The sequence below is a fragment of the Bacillus sp. HU-1818 genome (assembly GCF_022695965.1).
GTDB classification, from domain to species: domain Bacteria; phylum Bacillota; class Bacilli; order Bacillales; family Bacillaceae; genus Bacillus; species Bacillus atrophaeus.
On the sequence record NZ_JAAPBE010000001.1, the window covers coordinates 917,286 to 931,880 of the forward strand.

The 14,595-nt window shown below is 43.7% G+C and carries 18 protein-coding genes; 8 read left to right on the plus strand and 10 right to left on the minus strand.

What is annotated here, in order from left to right:
- Nucleotides 1-612, plus strand: a complete 612-nt coding sequence (locus tag GXP75_RS04550; RefSeq protein WP_214918185.1) for an HTH-type transcriptional regulator Hpr — start codon at nt 1-3, stop codon at nt 610-612.
- Here the strand turns inward: GXP75_RS04550 and GXP75_RS04555 are convergent.
- Entirely contained in the window at nt 609-950 is a 342-nt protein-coding gene (locus tag GXP75_RS04555; protein WP_242556219.1) for a YhaI family protein, read from the minus strand. The two genes, GXP75_RS04550 and GXP75_RS04555, sit on opposite strands and share 4 nt — an antisense overlap.
- A gap of 210 nt (nt 951-1,160) precedes the next feature.
- Here GXP75_RS04555 and GXP75_RS04560 point away from each other — a divergent pair, with 210 nt between their 5' ends.
- Nucleotides 1,161-1,679 (plus strand): DUF3267 domain-containing protein, encoded by a 519-nt coding sequence (locus tag GXP75_RS04560; protein WP_003327750.1) that lies wholly within the window; start codon nt 1,161-1,163, stop codon nt 1,677-1,679.
- Between the two features lie 73 nt (nt 1,680-1,752).
- Nucleotides 1,753-1,971 (plus strand): hypothetical protein, encoded by a 219-nt coding sequence (locus GXP75_RS04565; RefSeq protein ID WP_003327751.1) that lies wholly within the window; start codon nt 1,753-1,755, stop codon nt 1,969-1,971.
- Between the two features lie 61 nt (nt 1,972-2,032).
- Here GXP75_RS04565 and yhzE2 read toward each other — a convergent pair whose 3' ends face one another.
- Nucleotides 2,033-2,119: a sporulation protein YhzE2 gene (gene yhzE2 / locus GXP75_RS04570; RefSeq protein ID WP_003155248.1), complete on the minus strand. Its 87-nt coding sequence runs from the start codon at nt 2,117-2,119 to the stop codon at nt 2,033-2,035.
- A 122-nt stretch (nt 2,120-2,241) separates the two neighbouring features.
- On the minus strand, nt 2,242-2,328 hold the full coding sequence (yhzE1, locus tag GXP75_RS04575) for a sporulation protein YhzE1 (protein WP_003327753.1): 87 nt from the start codon (nt 2,326-2,328) through the stop codon (nt 2,242-2,244).
- A 159-nt stretch (nt 2,329-2,487) separates the two neighbouring features.
- Between yhzE1 and GXP75_RS04580 the strand changes: the two genes are divergently transcribed.
- Nucleotides 2,488-3,342 carry a peptidylprolyl isomerase gene (locus GXP75_RS04580; RefSeq protein WP_214918187.1) on the plus strand — a complete coding sequence of 285 codons (855 nt, stop codon included), beginning with the start codon at nt 2,488-2,490 and terminating at the stop codon, nt 3,340-3,342.
- Between the two features lie 37 nt (nt 3,343-3,379).
- Here the strand turns inward: GXP75_RS04580 and GXP75_RS04585 are convergent, their stop codons facing one another.
- The 6 genes from GXP75_RS04585 to GXP75_RS04610 form a co-directional block, all read right to left on the minus strand.
- Nucleotides 3,380-3,610: a sporulation YhaL family protein gene (locus GXP75_RS04585; protein ID WP_106045352.1), complete on the minus strand. Its 231-nt coding sequence runs from the start codon at nt 3,608-3,610 to the stop codon at nt 3,380-3,382.
- A 138-nt stretch (nt 3,611-3,748) separates the two neighbouring features.
- The gene (gene yhaM / locus GXP75_RS04590; RefSeq protein WP_003327756.1) at nt 3,749-4,693 is read right to left on the minus strand and encodes a 3'-5' exoribonuclease YhaM; all 945 of its coding nucleotides are present in this window, start codon (nt 4,691-4,693) and stop codon (nt 3,749-3,751) included.
- A gap of 71 nt (nt 4,694-4,764) precedes the next feature.
- Complete coding sequence (locus tag GXP75_RS04595) at nt 4,765-7,641, minus strand: ATP-binding protein (RefSeq protein ID WP_277990658.1); 2,877 nt, start codon at nt 7,639-7,641, stop codon at nt 4,765-4,767.
- Nucleotides 7,642-7,654: 13 nt separating this feature from the next.
- Nucleotides 7,655-8,881 carry a metallophosphoesterase family protein gene (locus GXP75_RS04600; RefSeq protein WP_242556221.1) on the minus strand — a complete coding sequence of 409 codons (1,227 nt, stop codon included), beginning with the start codon at nt 8,879-8,881 and terminating at the stop codon, nt 7,655-7,657.
- A gap of 133 nt (nt 8,882-9,014) precedes the next feature.
- Entirely contained in the window at nt 9,015-10,277 is a 1,263-nt protein-coding gene (locus GXP75_RS04605; RefSeq protein WP_061572499.1) for an ABC transporter permease, read from the minus strand.
- On the minus strand, nt 10,270-11,166 hold the full coding sequence (locus GXP75_RS04610; RefSeq protein ID WP_003327760.1) for an ABC transporter ATP-binding protein: 897 nt from the start codon (nt 11,164-11,166) through the stop codon (nt 10,270-10,272). The genes GXP75_RS04605 and GXP75_RS04610 overlap by 8 nt, the downstream gene beginning before the upstream one ends.
- 116 nt (nt 11,167-11,282) lie before the next feature.
- On the opposite strand from GXP75_RS04610, the gene GXP75_RS04615 reads away from it, so the two are divergent.
- Nucleotides 11,283-11,468 carry a YhzD family protein gene (locus GXP75_RS04615; protein WP_010788110.1) on the plus strand — a complete coding sequence of 62 codons (186 nt, stop codon included), beginning with the start codon at nt 11,283-11,285 and terminating at the stop codon, nt 11,466-11,468.
- A gap of 42 nt (nt 11,469-11,510) precedes the next feature.
- Here GXP75_RS04615 and GXP75_RS04620 read toward each other — a convergent pair whose 3' ends face one another.
- A complete protein-coding gene (locus GXP75_RS04620; RefSeq protein WP_242556222.1) occupies nt 11,511-12,278 on the minus strand; it encodes an enoyl-CoA hydratase in 768 nt (255 codons plus the stop codon).
- Between the two features lie 194 nt (nt 12,279-12,472).
- Here GXP75_RS04620 and GXP75_RS04625 point away from each other — a divergent pair, with 194 nt between their 5' ends.
- The 3 genes from GXP75_RS04625 (at nt 12,473) to GXP75_RS04635 (ending at nt 14,590) form a co-directional block, all read left to right on the plus strand.
- On the plus strand, nt 12,473-12,787 hold the full coding sequence (locus tag GXP75_RS04625; RefSeq protein ID WP_010788107.1) for a hypothetical protein: 315 nt from the start codon (nt 12,473-12,475) through the stop codon (nt 12,785-12,787).
- 77 nt (nt 12,788-12,864) lie between these two features.
- Nucleotides 12,865-13,362 carry a cation:proton antiporter regulatory subunit gene (locus GXP75_RS04630; protein ID WP_003327765.1) on the plus strand — a complete coding sequence of 166 codons (498 nt, stop codon included), beginning with the start codon at nt 12,865-12,867 and terminating at the stop codon, nt 13,360-13,362.
- Between the two features lie 7 nt (nt 13,363-13,369).
- A complete protein-coding gene (locus GXP75_RS04635) occupies nt 13,370-14,590 on the plus strand; it encodes a cation:proton antiporter (RefSeq protein ID WP_106045358.1) in 1,221 nt (406 codons plus the stop codon).
- Nucleotides 14,591-14,595: the final 5 nt, after the last annotated feature.

The window sequence follows — 14,595 nt, forward strand, 5'->3', positions numbered from 1 at the left end:
ATGAATCGAGTGGAACCGCCTTATGATTTAAAAGAAGCACTTGTTTTTACTCAAAAAATGGCACAGCTGAGCAAGGCCCTTTGGAAATCTTTAGAGAAGGATTGGCAGCAATGGCTCAAGCCATACGACTTGAATATTAACGAACATCATATCTTATGGATAGCCTATCAGCTGGACGGGGCTTCAATTTCTGAAATTGCGAAGTTCGGCGTGATGCATGTATCAACGGCCTTTAATTTCTCTAAGAAGCTTGAGGAGCGGGGGTATCTTAAATTTTCGAAGCGGTTAAATGATAAACGAAACACGTACATTCAGCTGACCGAAGAAGGGGAAAATATCTTTTCGAGCTTGCTTGAAGAATTTGATCCGACGCGTAATGCGGTATTCAAAGGATCACAGCCTTTATATCAATTATTCGGAAAATTCCCTGAAAACGCAGAAATGACTTGTATTATCCGTAATATATACGGAGATGACTTTATGGAGTACTTTGAAAAATCGCTTATGAATATCGAAAACGATTTTAATATTGAAGACGGAAAATTGAAGAAAAAAACAGACGGCGACCTTCTTGATGAAACAGCTGAACACCTCGAACCGGTCAACAGTTAGTCAAAGTTCCTGATGATTTCAATAAATTCTTCCATCAGCTCGGTATACATCCCCTGCTTGTATAAGGCAAAAATCGTTTCGTGGACATCTAATTTTTCATTTAATTGTCCGGCAAAAAGCGCAAGGAGCTTTTCGAAAGTCACAAAACCTTGCGCTTTTTGTGACGCCAGCTCTTCTTCCAAATCGCGGCAAATCCGTTCAACCTCTTCCCCTTCCCGCTTGGTCAGCCCTTTTTCAATCAGCATCGCATAGAAGGGATATTGGTCCATATCTACTGTTTTCACTAATAATTGTATGTAATATTCCAATCGCTCAATGCGATGATCCATCGAATCCATCCGTTTCACTTCTTTCTATCTTTAATCTTATTTTAGCTGATAATGCAGTGAGAAGAAAGTTCTAACCGTACATTTCCCAGATTGTTTGGCGCTTTCAAAAAAATTCCTGCCAAAACCATTTTTTTTCGTGAAAAAGGATTGATTTTTTCTCTTGGGAGGAGTAAATTATTTTGAGATTGTATTCACGCTTTGTACGGAAGGATGACTTTGATGAATTGCTGGAAAACCATTAATCTTGTGAAAGATTATGGGGCCGTTCGCATCGTATTGATTGCTGTCTGTTTAATGATTATGTTTTTTATATCGAATTTTTTAGCGTTCGAACTGCTGCGGCCGAAAATGAGCTTAAGCGATGAATATGTACCTGTCTTCGGCGTTTTGCTCGTTGTTACTTTACTTGTACATAAAGCCATCCATGTCCTGCCGATCATCAGCAAAAAAAGAAAAATAGAAAAAAAGATTTACTTGTTAAGACTGCGTCAGTGGAAACGGATTCCTAAAATGACTATGCTCATTTCATTGCTAAGCCCGTTTTTGCTGATTACGCCGGTATTATTTTACGCAGGGCTGGCATTTCCAAGCCACGCTCATTATTTCTGTATTATTTCAAGCATTCATTTCGGTTATTGTCTGCCCGATTTCTTGTTTGCATTAAAATTGCTGAAAGCGCCGAAAGCGTGCTTCATAGATCAGGAAGCTGACGGCTTTGATATATTGGTGGAAAAGTAGCTGTGCCGCGCTTTCCATACCTGATATTTCAGTTTAATTTCTATCTTTTTGTATAAATATTTGGTAATGTAATATGGGAGCAGTTCAGAGAGAGGGGGAATCTCCCATCATTTTATTCTATTTTATCGTGGCAGCCTTGTTTATTTTGTACTTTATAAACAAGCTCACAAATACATTATGCCTTGTCAGAGAGATTCCTGAAGAGCGGCAGGATAAGGTATTCAGATTCATTAATGTATCCATTTTAATTTTGCTGATCTCTTCGTTTGTAGAGATCTCCTTTACTGTTTAAACAACAACAGTAAAAAGCATAGCTGTCGGACGTCCGGCAGCTATGCTTTTTTGTTTTCTGATTAATACAGCCAAGAAGCACCGATGATGATCAATAAAATAAACAATACAACCAATAGCGCAAAACCGCCTGCGAAAACTTCGCCCATCTGAAAAGCACCTCCTCAAAAAAGGTTTATTTTCCAATTACATCTTATGCAGTTAGGTGTTAAAACGATTAGGCTGATCTGAAAGTAAAGGACCGCTCAAACTGCAAGCGATCCTAAACTGCTTAGTAAATGTACGCTGCACCTACGATGATAAGCAAAATGAACAGTACAACGAGCAACGCGAAACCATTTGAGTATCCTCCGCTCATGCTACATACCTCCTTTTCTTGATCAATATATTTGTATGTAACTGGGGAGAGTTTGACTAGACGAATGCCCGTTATTTAAAATCTTTTTACAGAATGCCACAATATGTTATGATACGCATAGGCAATTTAATTTGGAATGATTAGGAGTGTTTGAGAAAAATGAAAAAAATGGCAATTGCAGCTATTACTGCTACAAGCATTTTGGCTCTTAGCGCTTGCAGCAGCGGCGACAAAGAAGTCATCGCTAAAACAGACGCCGGCGATGTAACGAAGGGCGAACTTTACACAAACATGAAAAAAACAGCCGGAGCCAGTGTGCTGACTCAGCTTGTACAAGAAAAAGTGTTAGCTAAAAAGTATAAAGTAACGGACAAAGAAATTGACAAAAAACTAAAAGAGTATAAAACACAGCTCGGCGATCAATATTCTGCCCTCAAAGAGCAATATGGCGAGGATTACCTGAAAGAACAGGTAAAATATGAATTGCTCACACAAAAAGCCGCTGAAGATAACATCAAAGTAACTGATGACGATGTAAAAGAATATTGGGAAGGTCTGAAAGGAAAAATCCGTACAAGTCACATCCTTGTCGCTGACAAAGATACAGCTGAAGAAGTGGAGAAAAAGCTGAAAAAAGGCGAGAAATTTGAAGACCTTGCGAAAGAATACTCTACAGACAGCTCAGCAAACAACGGCGGAGATCTTGGCTGGATTTCAAAAGATGATACCCAATTGGATGCGACTTTCAGCAAAGCGGCATTTAAGCTGAAAAAAGGCGAAGTCAGCGACCCTGTTAAAACGCAATTCGGCTACCATATCATCAAAAATACCGAGGAACGCGGAAAATATGATGACATGAAGAAAGATCTTAAGAAAGACGTGAAAGAACAAAAACTCAGCGATACATCAGCTGTTCAGGCTGCTGTTGAAAAAGTGATCAAAAAAGCTGATATTGATGTGAAAGACAAAGATTTAAAAGATACATTTAACACATCTTCAAGCACTTCCAAATAAAAAAAAGCGCAGGCTCTTTTAAAGAGCTGCGCTTTTTTTATGCGATCGAATGGTTTTGATCTTCTTCGCCCTGCTCCGTTTCAGCAGAAGCAATCGGAGCCAGACGGCGTTGTTTTTCTTGTTCCATTCGCTCTATATAAATTTGTCCTTCTTTTTCAATAAAAGACTGGTCAAGCTTTTCTTCCTCTTTCGCAGTTGTCACCAGCTTATAAGCACTGAAAATGATGCCGATGATGCAAAGGTATACCCACCACGGAAAAAATAGCACGGCCTCTTCCCCCTTTTTGCATAGTTTCTTTATTTCTAACTTTATGCATCAGACAGACAAGTTATGAGTGAAGAAGCTGATAAAAAAAGGACTGACCCTTCAAACATATCATGTGTTTGGAGGACCAGCCCTTTCGTATTATTCGTGGAACGACGGTTTATAGAATGAACGGTTTTCCAGTGCAAATACCCGCTCGGTATACTCGCCCGGCTTCACCCGTTCGAGTGCTCTGTCCATCATGTTCATTTTCGCGTCAAGGTTGTCAATGTAATGCAGAATTTCCGCTTCTTTTACCATCGGCGGTTTTGGACTTCCCCATTCCGCTTTGCCGTGATGGCTCAAGATCAAATGCTGAAGGATCAGCACCTCTTCTGAATCAATTTGAAGCTCCTCTGCCGCTTTTGAAAGCTCAGTCACCATGATGGAGATGTGGCCGAGCAGATTGCCTTCTACTGTATACGTGGTTGATACAGGGCCGGACAGCTCTTTTACTTTTCCGAGATCATGCAAAATCACGCCGGCATACAAAAGGTCACGGTCAAGCGACGGATATAAATCCGCTATCGCTTTTGCCAGATTCAGCATGGACACAACATGATACGCCAGACCGGAGACAAATTCATGATGGTTTTTGGTAGCTGCAGGATAATCTATAAACTCTGCACCGTATTTTTTGACCAGATGTCTTGTGATCCGCTGGATATTCGGGTTTTTCATTTCAAATATATATTGGGTGACAGTGTCCATCATCTCATTTTTCGGGATGGGCGCCGTTTCTAAAAAGTCATCAATGTTTACATTTTCATGCTCACCCGCCGGTCTGATGTTTCTCAGCTTCAGCTGATTTCGACCGCGGTAGTGATGGACATCCCCGACGACCTTAACGATCGTTTGCGGTGCATAGGTAGTTTCATCGCTTTGCTTCGCATCCCATAGCTTCGCCTCAATATCACCTGATTGGTCTTGAAGCATTAATGTCAAGAATGGTTTTCCATTGCTTGCAATCCCCTTTGTTGAGGATTTAATCAATAAATATTGGTCAACCTGTTCGCCAACCTCGTGAAGCATAATTCCTTTAGCCATTCTATTAAAGCTCCCTCCATATCTTACATATTACCAGTATATCACACACAGCTTTTAAGCTAAAAACTCATTTATGACAATAAATGGATCACTTGATCGTTTGGAAACGACGCTTTGACATGTTCATGACATGTGAAATAAAGGATTTGCCTATTGCCCTCAGAGAACCTGGCAAGCACCTCAAGCACTCGTTTAAGACGCTCCTGATCGAAGTGAACAAAACTGTCATCAAGCTGAAACGGAAGCATAACGCCATCCTGACGGGTAAGTGCAAGCGCAAAACGTATCGATGCATATAGCTGCTCACATGTCGCCTGTGAAAGCTCTTCCGCATGAAATGTCATTCCGTCGCTTCGCATCACCCTAATAGAGTCATCCGTTTCGGAAAAATAGATATTGTCATAGCTTCCGCCCGTGAGAGGATGGAAAAATGCTTTTGCCGTTTCTAACAAGCGCGGCAATCCGACTTTTTTATGGCGCTCCATTTTGTCTTTGATCACTTGTCTAACCATTTGAATGGCGGCCCATTCTTTTGCAAGCAATTTGACCCGTTCTTTTTGCATTTCAGTTTGCAGCTTCAGCTCGGATACTGTTCCCGATGCCTCCAGCTGTTCTTGTCTGACCGCAAGCAATGCAAGCTGTTCCCTGGAATGATGTACATCCTCATGGAGCTGGTCTCTTCTTTCCTTTACTTCAGAAAGCCTTCGTTTCATTTCTGAAAGCGTCCCGGATCCTGCCAGTTCAGTTGCATCGGAATGAGTCCCCTGCAGCTGCGCCTTTACGTTTTGAAGCTGCTCTTCAGTCTCTTTCCGTTTCTTGACGATTTCAGCGATGGCCCGGAAATCTTCCCTGTCATTTGCACCTGCGGCGTGAAATAGCTGGTCAATCTGAGCTTGAAAGTACTGAATCTCTTGGTCAAGATCCCGCATCTGCTCCTCGGCATACTGAATTTCCGTCTCTATTTCCCTTTTTTGCTTTTCTATTTTCTCTTCACGTTCGACACTTTTTTTCAGGAAATGAATGAGGTCTGCAACAGTATGCTCATCCCCGTTCTCTGATGGCATTAACTGATTAAGCCGCGCCTCAAAAGTCCGCCGGTGTTTTTGAAGTCTTCCGGCTTCAATGGTCAGTTCGTGTTTTTTCTTGATCTCGTTTTTCAAATCTTTCATTAAGCTATAGGCATCCAGCAAAAAAGACGCGTCTTCGCTGAAACCGAGGTCCTTCTTATAACTTTCGATCCTGCTTTGAGCGGGGGCCATTTCCGTTTCCCACTCTTCAAATTGCCGAATGACTCTTTCATAACCGGCTTCTTTTTGCTGTAAAACCGCTTTGAGTGTAATCAACTGCTGTCTGTTTTGATCATCCCGCCACAGCGCTTCCTTCAGCTCATCCATTTCTTCTGAAGACATATTTGTTTTCTGATGGCTTCCCTGCGCAGTCATACGGATGGCAGGGGCCTTTTTAAAGGTCACGAATAGATAGATTAAAACAGCAGCGGCAAAAGCAATCGCGGGCAGCCATTCATTTACGATGAGAAAGAAGGCGGTGCAGAGGACGCCGGCACCAAAGATGATCTTCTTTTGTTTTGCCTGCTGCTTCTCTAAGAGCATAAGCTGTGATGCCAGTTCCTCTTGCCCTTGGTAAAACCCCTGTTTTTTGAGTGCGGCTTCCTTTTCTTTTCGCTGATGATCGTTTAGCACTGCGGCAGCGGACTCTTCATACGCCCGTTCCGCTTCTTCAAGATCTCGCCGCGCCTGTTCAAATGTCTCATCAAGCTGCTTTTTTCTGTCTCTGGCTTGGCCGTAGCTTTGCATTGCCTGCTGCAGCTGCCATTCGTAATCATAGGCGGTATTCATGTGCAGCAGCTCTTTTTCATCCATTTTGCCGAGCTGCTGCAAGCCGGAAGATACGCGGGAAGAGACCTGGCGAAGCTGCGCTTGTACGGCCGCAAGCTGTTCGCCATATGATTGATACATATGGTACTCTGCAAGCAGATTTTGAATGAGCGCTTCATTCTTCAACATTTCTTCATTTGGAATAAGCTGTTGTGACTGGCTGGATAATTCCGCCGCTTTTACCCGGAGCGCCTCAAGTTGGGCTGATTTCGGATGGATATGCGACTCGTATTTCTCAAGCTGATACAGTCCGTCCGCTGGAAATCGGGCGGATTGTGCCGGGTACGCCTCCATTTTTTGTTGCAGTGCCGTTTTTTGGTCTATCAGCGGCTTGATGTGGATCGCCGCATCTAAATGACGAATATGTTCCGTTAATCCGGCAAGCTCCGTTTCAGCGGCGGCAAGGCTTGAGGCGAGCGCTTTTCTTTCCTCGAGAAGACTGTGGTAGCCGGCTTCAAAAGATTCTGCCTGTTTCAGTTTTGCCGTAAGCTGCTTAAGCGTTTCGAGTTCCTGATTTAAACGAGGGTTTCTGCCATTCGGTTTATAAAGACGGTCTTGTTCCTTCGCCAACCGAGAGTCAAGCTTTGAAACCGCTTCGGCACCGAACAAGCTCGAAAACAGCAAAAACTCTCCGATTTTATCTCTATTAAAGGTATGAATCTCCTGCAAACCGAATACATCAAAAGAATAAATTGATTTATAGAGCGCCCGATCCGTGTTCCTGAGAAGCTTCTTTAAAAAATCCTCAGTTTTCACTTCACCTGCAGCCGTGTATACCCGAACCCTTCCTGAGGCTCCTTTTGTCCGTTCAACCTTAATCCTGCCGTACTCATGGTGTTCCGCCTCTAAGATACCTCCGTACACGCCGCCTGTTTTCGGCTCATACTTTTTTGTTTTCGGAAACCCAAACAGCATGCTTTCAATAAATGACATCATGGTCGTTTTTCCGGCTTCATTCAAACCGTAGATTAATTGAACCCCGGATGTTGAAAAGTGAAACGTTTGGTTTGAAAATTTTCCATATTGATAGATATGTAAAGATAGGATTCGCATCGCTTTCACCGCCTTATGTCTCAAGCACCCTGAGCTGTTTTTTTAACAAAGTTTGCGCCTGCTCTTTGATTTCCGCTATGTCTTCATCACTGAACCGGCTGGCGTGCCTTCTGTACACCGGATGCCGCTCAAGGCCTTCAAACACTCCGTTCATCTCTTCCGATTGTTCTATTTCTGAAAACAACCCGCCAAAGAAAGGACCGAGATCTGTGTCCGCGTCTCCGCTCTCAGTTTCATCTTCCACAGAAAGCAGCCATATAAAATGATCCTCCTCTGCTTCCTGCTCCTGAAACGTTTCAAGAAGTTCGTCCAGTACACCGCTTGACGCCGTTTTCAGGAATTCGGGCGCTTCTCCCTGCAGAACCAGCCTTGCACAAACCGGTTTCTCCATCAGCCGCAAGTCTGAAAAAACAGCCTCTGCCGTTTGAAATAAAGCGGTCATATTCTCTATGCCCGTCACATCAATGCGGATCTGTTCCCACAATACATCATGGGCCTGCTTAAATTCATAGGATATGTCACCGCTTGTAACACTGACGAGATAAAAGCCCTTATCACCCGTTTCTTTCATATGCCGCCCTTGAATATTTCCGGGGTAAATAACGGCCGGATGCCGAGAGGATAGCACCTGCCGTTTATGAATGTGGCCAAGCGCCCAGTAATCCATCCCGCTTTTTTCAAGATCATCATATGTAAAAGGAGCATACGGATCGTGCCCCTCCGCCCCTGATAAGGTGCCGTGAAGCATGCCGATATGAAAGGGAGCATCCGTTGACACCCGGTAACGGGAGGCCTGGTTGCTCGTAACGGCTCGGGCAGGATAGCTGAAGCCATAGATGCTGGCCGCGAGCTTGTCTTCTTTGTAAAAGGATTTTTCTTCTGGGGAAAAAGAGGTAAAGATATGCACATTATCCGGCCATTCAATCGGCGTCCATTCCCCGCCCAAATGATCATGATTTCCGAAGATGACATATACCTGAATCCCGCACTCTCTCAGCCTTGTAAACTGCTTTCTTAAAAAAAGCTGAGCTTTTAGGCTGCGGTTAGCTTCGTCAAATAAGTCACCTGCCAGCAAAACGAAATCTACCCCTTCCCGGACAGCGGCATCCATTACATGTCTCACACTGTGAAAAGTGCTTTCTTTTATCCGTTTAAAAATCGGGTCTGGCAGATGCGATATGCCGTAAAACGGGCTGTCGAGATGCAGATCCGCAGCATGTATAAAGGTTAAATCAGTCAACGTTCCGCTCCTTTCGATGAGGTGAATTATCCCTATTTTAGCATCGTTTCCGTACGAATGCACGTTCTGCTAAAAGATTAAAAAACGCCGAAATCGCAAAAAAACAGCCTGAGTGTCCCCAGACTGTTTCCCATTAGTTTTTCGATAAACGAAGCGCCTGTTTGATTGCTTTGAATGCATTTGAATTGCCGTAAAAAAGGACGCCGCCTTTGTAGATTCTTGCTCCGATCACTGCCAAAATGATGATGGTGAGCAAGGTAATTCCAATGCCGAGCGCTGCCTGCCAAAACGGGATATCCAGCATGCCGACACGCAAAAACATAATCATCGGCGTAAAGAACGGAATAAACGATGTGGCAGTAATAAATCCCGCGTCAGGAGTGCGTATTCCAAACATTGCAATCATAAAGCCGGCCACGACCAAAAGCGTCATCGGTGTGATCGTCTGCTGCACATCCTCTATGCGGCTGACGACGCTTCCGAGAAAGGCAGCCATTGTCGCATAAAGGAAATACCCGAGCAAAAAGAAAATAACTGCGTAGATAATCGTCGAAACCGGAACATCGGTTACATTGATAAACTGACTGACCGATGATGTTGTCTCGCCGGTTTCACCGAGCTTGAGAGACGCAAAGCCAATTGACAGGATGATAGCGAGCTGCGTCACTCCGACGAGCGCAATGCCAAACAGCTTTGCAAACATCTGCTGGATCGGCGGCATGCTTGAGATCAGAATTTCCATGACGCGGGATGATTTCTCCGTCGCCACTTCCATCGCAATCATACTCGCATACATAATGACAGCGAAATAAATCATAAACAGAAGGATATAGACAAGCCCCATAACCTGCCCAAGCTCTTCCTCTGACTTCGCTCCCGTTTGCAATGCTACATTATCGACAGAGACAGGGGCATAGAGGCTGCTGATTTTTTCTTGTGAGACACCCAGATCAGCCGTGCCCACAGCGGTTTTCGTTTGTGTCAGCGCCTGCTTCAGGTAATTGTACGCCGTCTCGTCAGAAATCGTTAACGCTTTGTAAGTCCCCGATATTTCTCCGTTTTTATCTCTTTTGATGATGAACATTCCGTCCAGTTTTTCATCTTTAACTTGCTGAGACACTTCTTTTTCGGGTTTTTTCGTTTGTTTCATATCCAATTCGCTGTCGGCATCAACAGCTTTCAGCTGCTTTGAAAAGATCGGGTACAATTCATTTGTTTCATCAATGACCGCTATTTCCTGCTTTGCATCGTCATCAGACTGGAACATAGAGATAATCGACTCTAAATTTGTCACAAACAAAACAAGCAGTACGCTGATAACGGTTGAAATAATAAACGACTTTGCCGTGATCTTATTTTTATATGTATGGAATAGCATAATAAAAAATTTATTCATAGACAGCCCCCACCTTTTCAATGAAAATATCATGCAGTGACGGCTCTTCCAGTTCAAACTTTCTGATAAATCCTTTGCCTTGAAGCATGGAAAACAGTTCTTGGGAAATGGCTTCATTGGCAATTTGAAGCTTCACTCCGTCAGACGTTTCTTTCCATTTCGTAATACCCTCATGCGACTTTAGAAATTCAAGATTGTCGTCAGAATGAATAGACACATTCTTTTTTCCAAACGAGCGCTTAATTTCCTTCAGCTTCCCTTGGACGACTGGCTTTCCCTTTTGCAGAATACAGAGGTTTTCACAAAGTTCTTCTACATGCTCCATGCGGTGGCTTGAGAATACGATGGACACACCGCTGTTTTTAAGAGATACAACCGCATCCTTTAAAAGTTCGACATTCACAGGGTCAAGACCGCTGAATGGCTCATCAAGAATCAGCAGCTCAGGCTTATGCAAGACAGCCGATATAAATTGAATTTTTTGCTGATTTCCTTTTGACAGCTCTTCTACCTTCTTATTCTCGTACTCTGTGATATTGAACCGTTCAAGCCATGTGCCGAGTTCTTTTACAGCATCTTGTTTTGCCATCCCTTTAAGACGGGCAAGATATACAAGCTGGTCTTTCACCTTTAATTTCGGGTAAAGCCCCCGTTCTTCCGGCAAATATCCGATTTTACTGGTTATACTGTAATTGACTGGCCGGCCTTTCCAGCTGATGGAGCCCTCCGTTATGCTTAATAAGCCTAATATCATTCGAAATGTGGTCGTTTTTCCTGCGCCGTTTGCGCCTAACAAGCCGAACATCTGCTGCTCCGGGATTTCAAGATGCAACCCGTCAACTGCTTTTTGTTTGCCAAATTGTTTCGTTACATGATCTATTGTCAGCACCTGACTCCCTCCTTCCTCCACCCATTATATACTATAATTGGATGAAAAATAATGAAGGATTTTTATATCTTACTAAGAATATAATTTATTAAAGGGGAAAAAGGGGGACAAATTTCATGGATTATTATTTTCTCACAGCATTCCACCCGTCGGGAGAAACGCTGATCAATGAAAGAATAGAAGCAGAAAGTGAAGAAAAGGCGAAAAAAACCGGGGAATCAATATTAAAGGAAAAGAACCTTTACAGCCATACCCACCGTTTGGTAAATGCTTCTGGAAAATTGATATTATTTCACAGATAATCTGCAAAAAGCCGGCTGCAATAGGCCGGCTGAATTTGTGTGTTACGTATTAAACATCGGTTTTCGTTTCTCCAAAAATGCGCGTATCCCCTCTTGATGATCCTTCGTTTTCCTCATTCTTTCCTGAGCGCTTCGTTCGAGCGATAACACCTGTTTCAATTTGTCCTCATGCAGACTTTGATAAATGGCTTTTGTTTCAATCATCGCTTGAAGAGGAGACGCCAAAAGCTGATTTACATACGGTTCAGCGCCCGCTGCTGGCTCCCCGCTGAATGTTCCGTCTGCAAGCCCCAGTGTGACCGCTTCCTCAGCCGACAGTTTTTTCCCGCTCCAGATCAGCTTTTTCGCTTCTGTTTCGCCCACACGTTTCATAAGAAGATAATGGCCTCCCCCGTCAGGAATAAGCCCGATGCCATTAAAGTTCATCGCAAGGCCTGCGTTCTTTTCAGCCAGAACCATATCAGCGCAAAGCGCCACACTTAACCCGAGGCCCGCAGCGGCGCCGTGAATAGCGGCCACGGTTATTTTTTTCATTTGAAATAGTGTTATCGTGATGGTTTCAATTGTGTCCATGAGCTGCTTAAATTGCCCGGAATCATGGGGTGATGTCATCATATGAATGTCTCCGCCAGCCGAGAAACCTCTGCCGCTCCCTCTTAAAAGAACGATAAGCGCCTCGCTTTCAGCCGCTTTTATACACGCCTCTTTTAATTCATTAAGCATTTGTTCATTGAAAGCATTGTAAGCATCAGGGCGTTGAAATACAATTTCTGCGAAAAGCCCCTTTGCTTCATATTGAATATAGTCCAACTAAAGCACCTCCTGTATACGCTTACAAAATAAAATTTCCTGCACCTTGTATACATTCCCTTCGCTCACAGTGAAATCCTCTTTATTTTTCGAGGTCAATTGATACTGAAAAATGCATATCATTTGAAAGTGGTCATAAATTTTTATATAGTGAAATTGACAGAATATATTCGAGAGAAAGGGGGAGGATAACGTTGGATAAATTGATGCTTGGTATGTTGTTAAGTTTATTCATGGTGTTTTTCCCCCCTTCTGATGTTGTTCTGCCTTCACAGCTTGATGCAGCCGCTGACAGCCAGCTGCAGATTTCCTCTTATCCTCAGGAAACACAATCGGCAAAAACGGCTTCGCCTGCCAGCTTGTTTTCCCCTATGGGCAAGGAATATGATCCTTTGGCACGGGTTATTTTCCTGTTATCCGTCAAGCCCCTTGATCAGTCAAAGGTGAGCATTCTGGATAAGATATGTGCCGTCCCTATAAAATACCAATCAAATTACCTCCGATCATAAATACATTCCAACCATCCATCAATCGTATCAAACTTTTTTATCAGTCATCCAATACTATTTTTTTCGGAGGGAAATGTATGAATATAAAAGAGAACGACTTGCCCGGCATCGGCAAAAAATTTGAAATTGAAACGAGAAATCATGAAAAAATGACGATTATCATTCATGATGACGGAAGAAGAGAAATTTACAGGTTTGATGACCAAGATCCTGATGAGCTTCTGACCAACATTTCACTCGATGATTCCGAAGCGAGACAAATTGCCGCTATTTTAGGCGGTATGGTCTATAAGCCGCAGGCGCTGGAGTCGATTGAAATGGCATTCAGCGATCTCATCATCGAGTGGTTCAGAGTGGAAAAAGGAGCGAAATCAGTCGGCTGCACACTCGGCGAACTGGATGTTCGCCAAAACCATGATGTAACTGTGATCGCCATCATTAAGCATAATCAGGAGAAGTTCTTAAACCCCGGAGCGGATTCCATCATTGAAGAAAATGACACACTCGTTCTCTCAGGTGAAAGAAAGCATCTGAAGAAACTGACTCATGAATTTCTTTCTAGAGGGGGAGTGTGATCAGCCTATGGATCATTTGGTCTTTGAAGTCGGAACTGCGCTCGTCCTCGTGGCGATTGCCAGTTTAATTGCAAACAAAATCAACTTCTCCATTATTCCTTTTCTCATCATATTAGGAATGCTGCTTGGGCCTCACGCGCCCAAGCTGGGGATTATTGATCTGACGTTTATTGAAAGCAGCGAGATTATTGAGTTTTTCGGGCGGATGGGTGTTCTCTTTCTCCTCTTTTATCTCGGACTCGAATTCTCTGTCGGCAAATTGATTAAATCCGGAAGGTCCATTGCGATCGGCGGGTCGATATATATCTTAATCAACTTCAGCCTCGGCCTGATATATGGATTTATTACCGGATTTTCATTTCTGGAAGTACTCGTGCTGGCCGGCGTTATCACCATTTCCTCAAGTGCGATTGTCGCGAAGGTTCTAGTTGATTTGAAAAGAACGGCAAATCCGGAAACAGAGCTGATACTCGGAATTATTATGTTTGAGGATATATTCCTTGCTGTGTATCTGTCCGTTGTGTCCGGTCTTGTGCTGGGTGACGCGACTTCTGTCGGGAGCGCGCTCTTATCAATCCTGATCGCCTTCGGATATATGCTGCTGTTCTTCATTGTGGCAAGAAAGCTTCCCGCCCTTTTGAATAAGCTGTTTGATATTCGTTCAAATGAAGTGTTTATTATCGTCATTTTCGCCGCGCTCTTTTTTATCGCCGGTTTTTCAGAAACGATTCACGTTGCCGAGGCCATCGGCGCTTTGCTTCTCGGCCTTGTATTTTCTGAAACAGAGCATTCCGATCGGATCGAGCATCTTGTAGTTCCTTTCCGTGATTTCTTCGGCGCCATGTTCTTTTTCAGCTTTGGCCTCAGTATTGATCCCTTTACGCTCGGCGATGCGGTTTGGCTTGCCTTAGGCGCCGTTATTCTGACCATTGCCGGGAATTTTATCGCCGGAATGATTGCCGGAAGACGCGCCGGACTTTCACATAAAGCGTCGTCAAATATCGGGCTCACCATCGTCTCCCGCGGGGAATTTTCCATTATCGTCGCAAATCTCGGTATTGCCGGCGGACTGTCCAGCACGCTAAAGCCGTTCGCCGCGCTTTACGTATTGATATTAGCAATTCTCGGTCCGCTGCTGACAAAGGAATCGAAACGGATATACCGGCAGCTGAACAAGATATTCAAGTGGAAACCTGAGGTTCCTATAAAGAAAAAACAGCAAGGATAAACAAA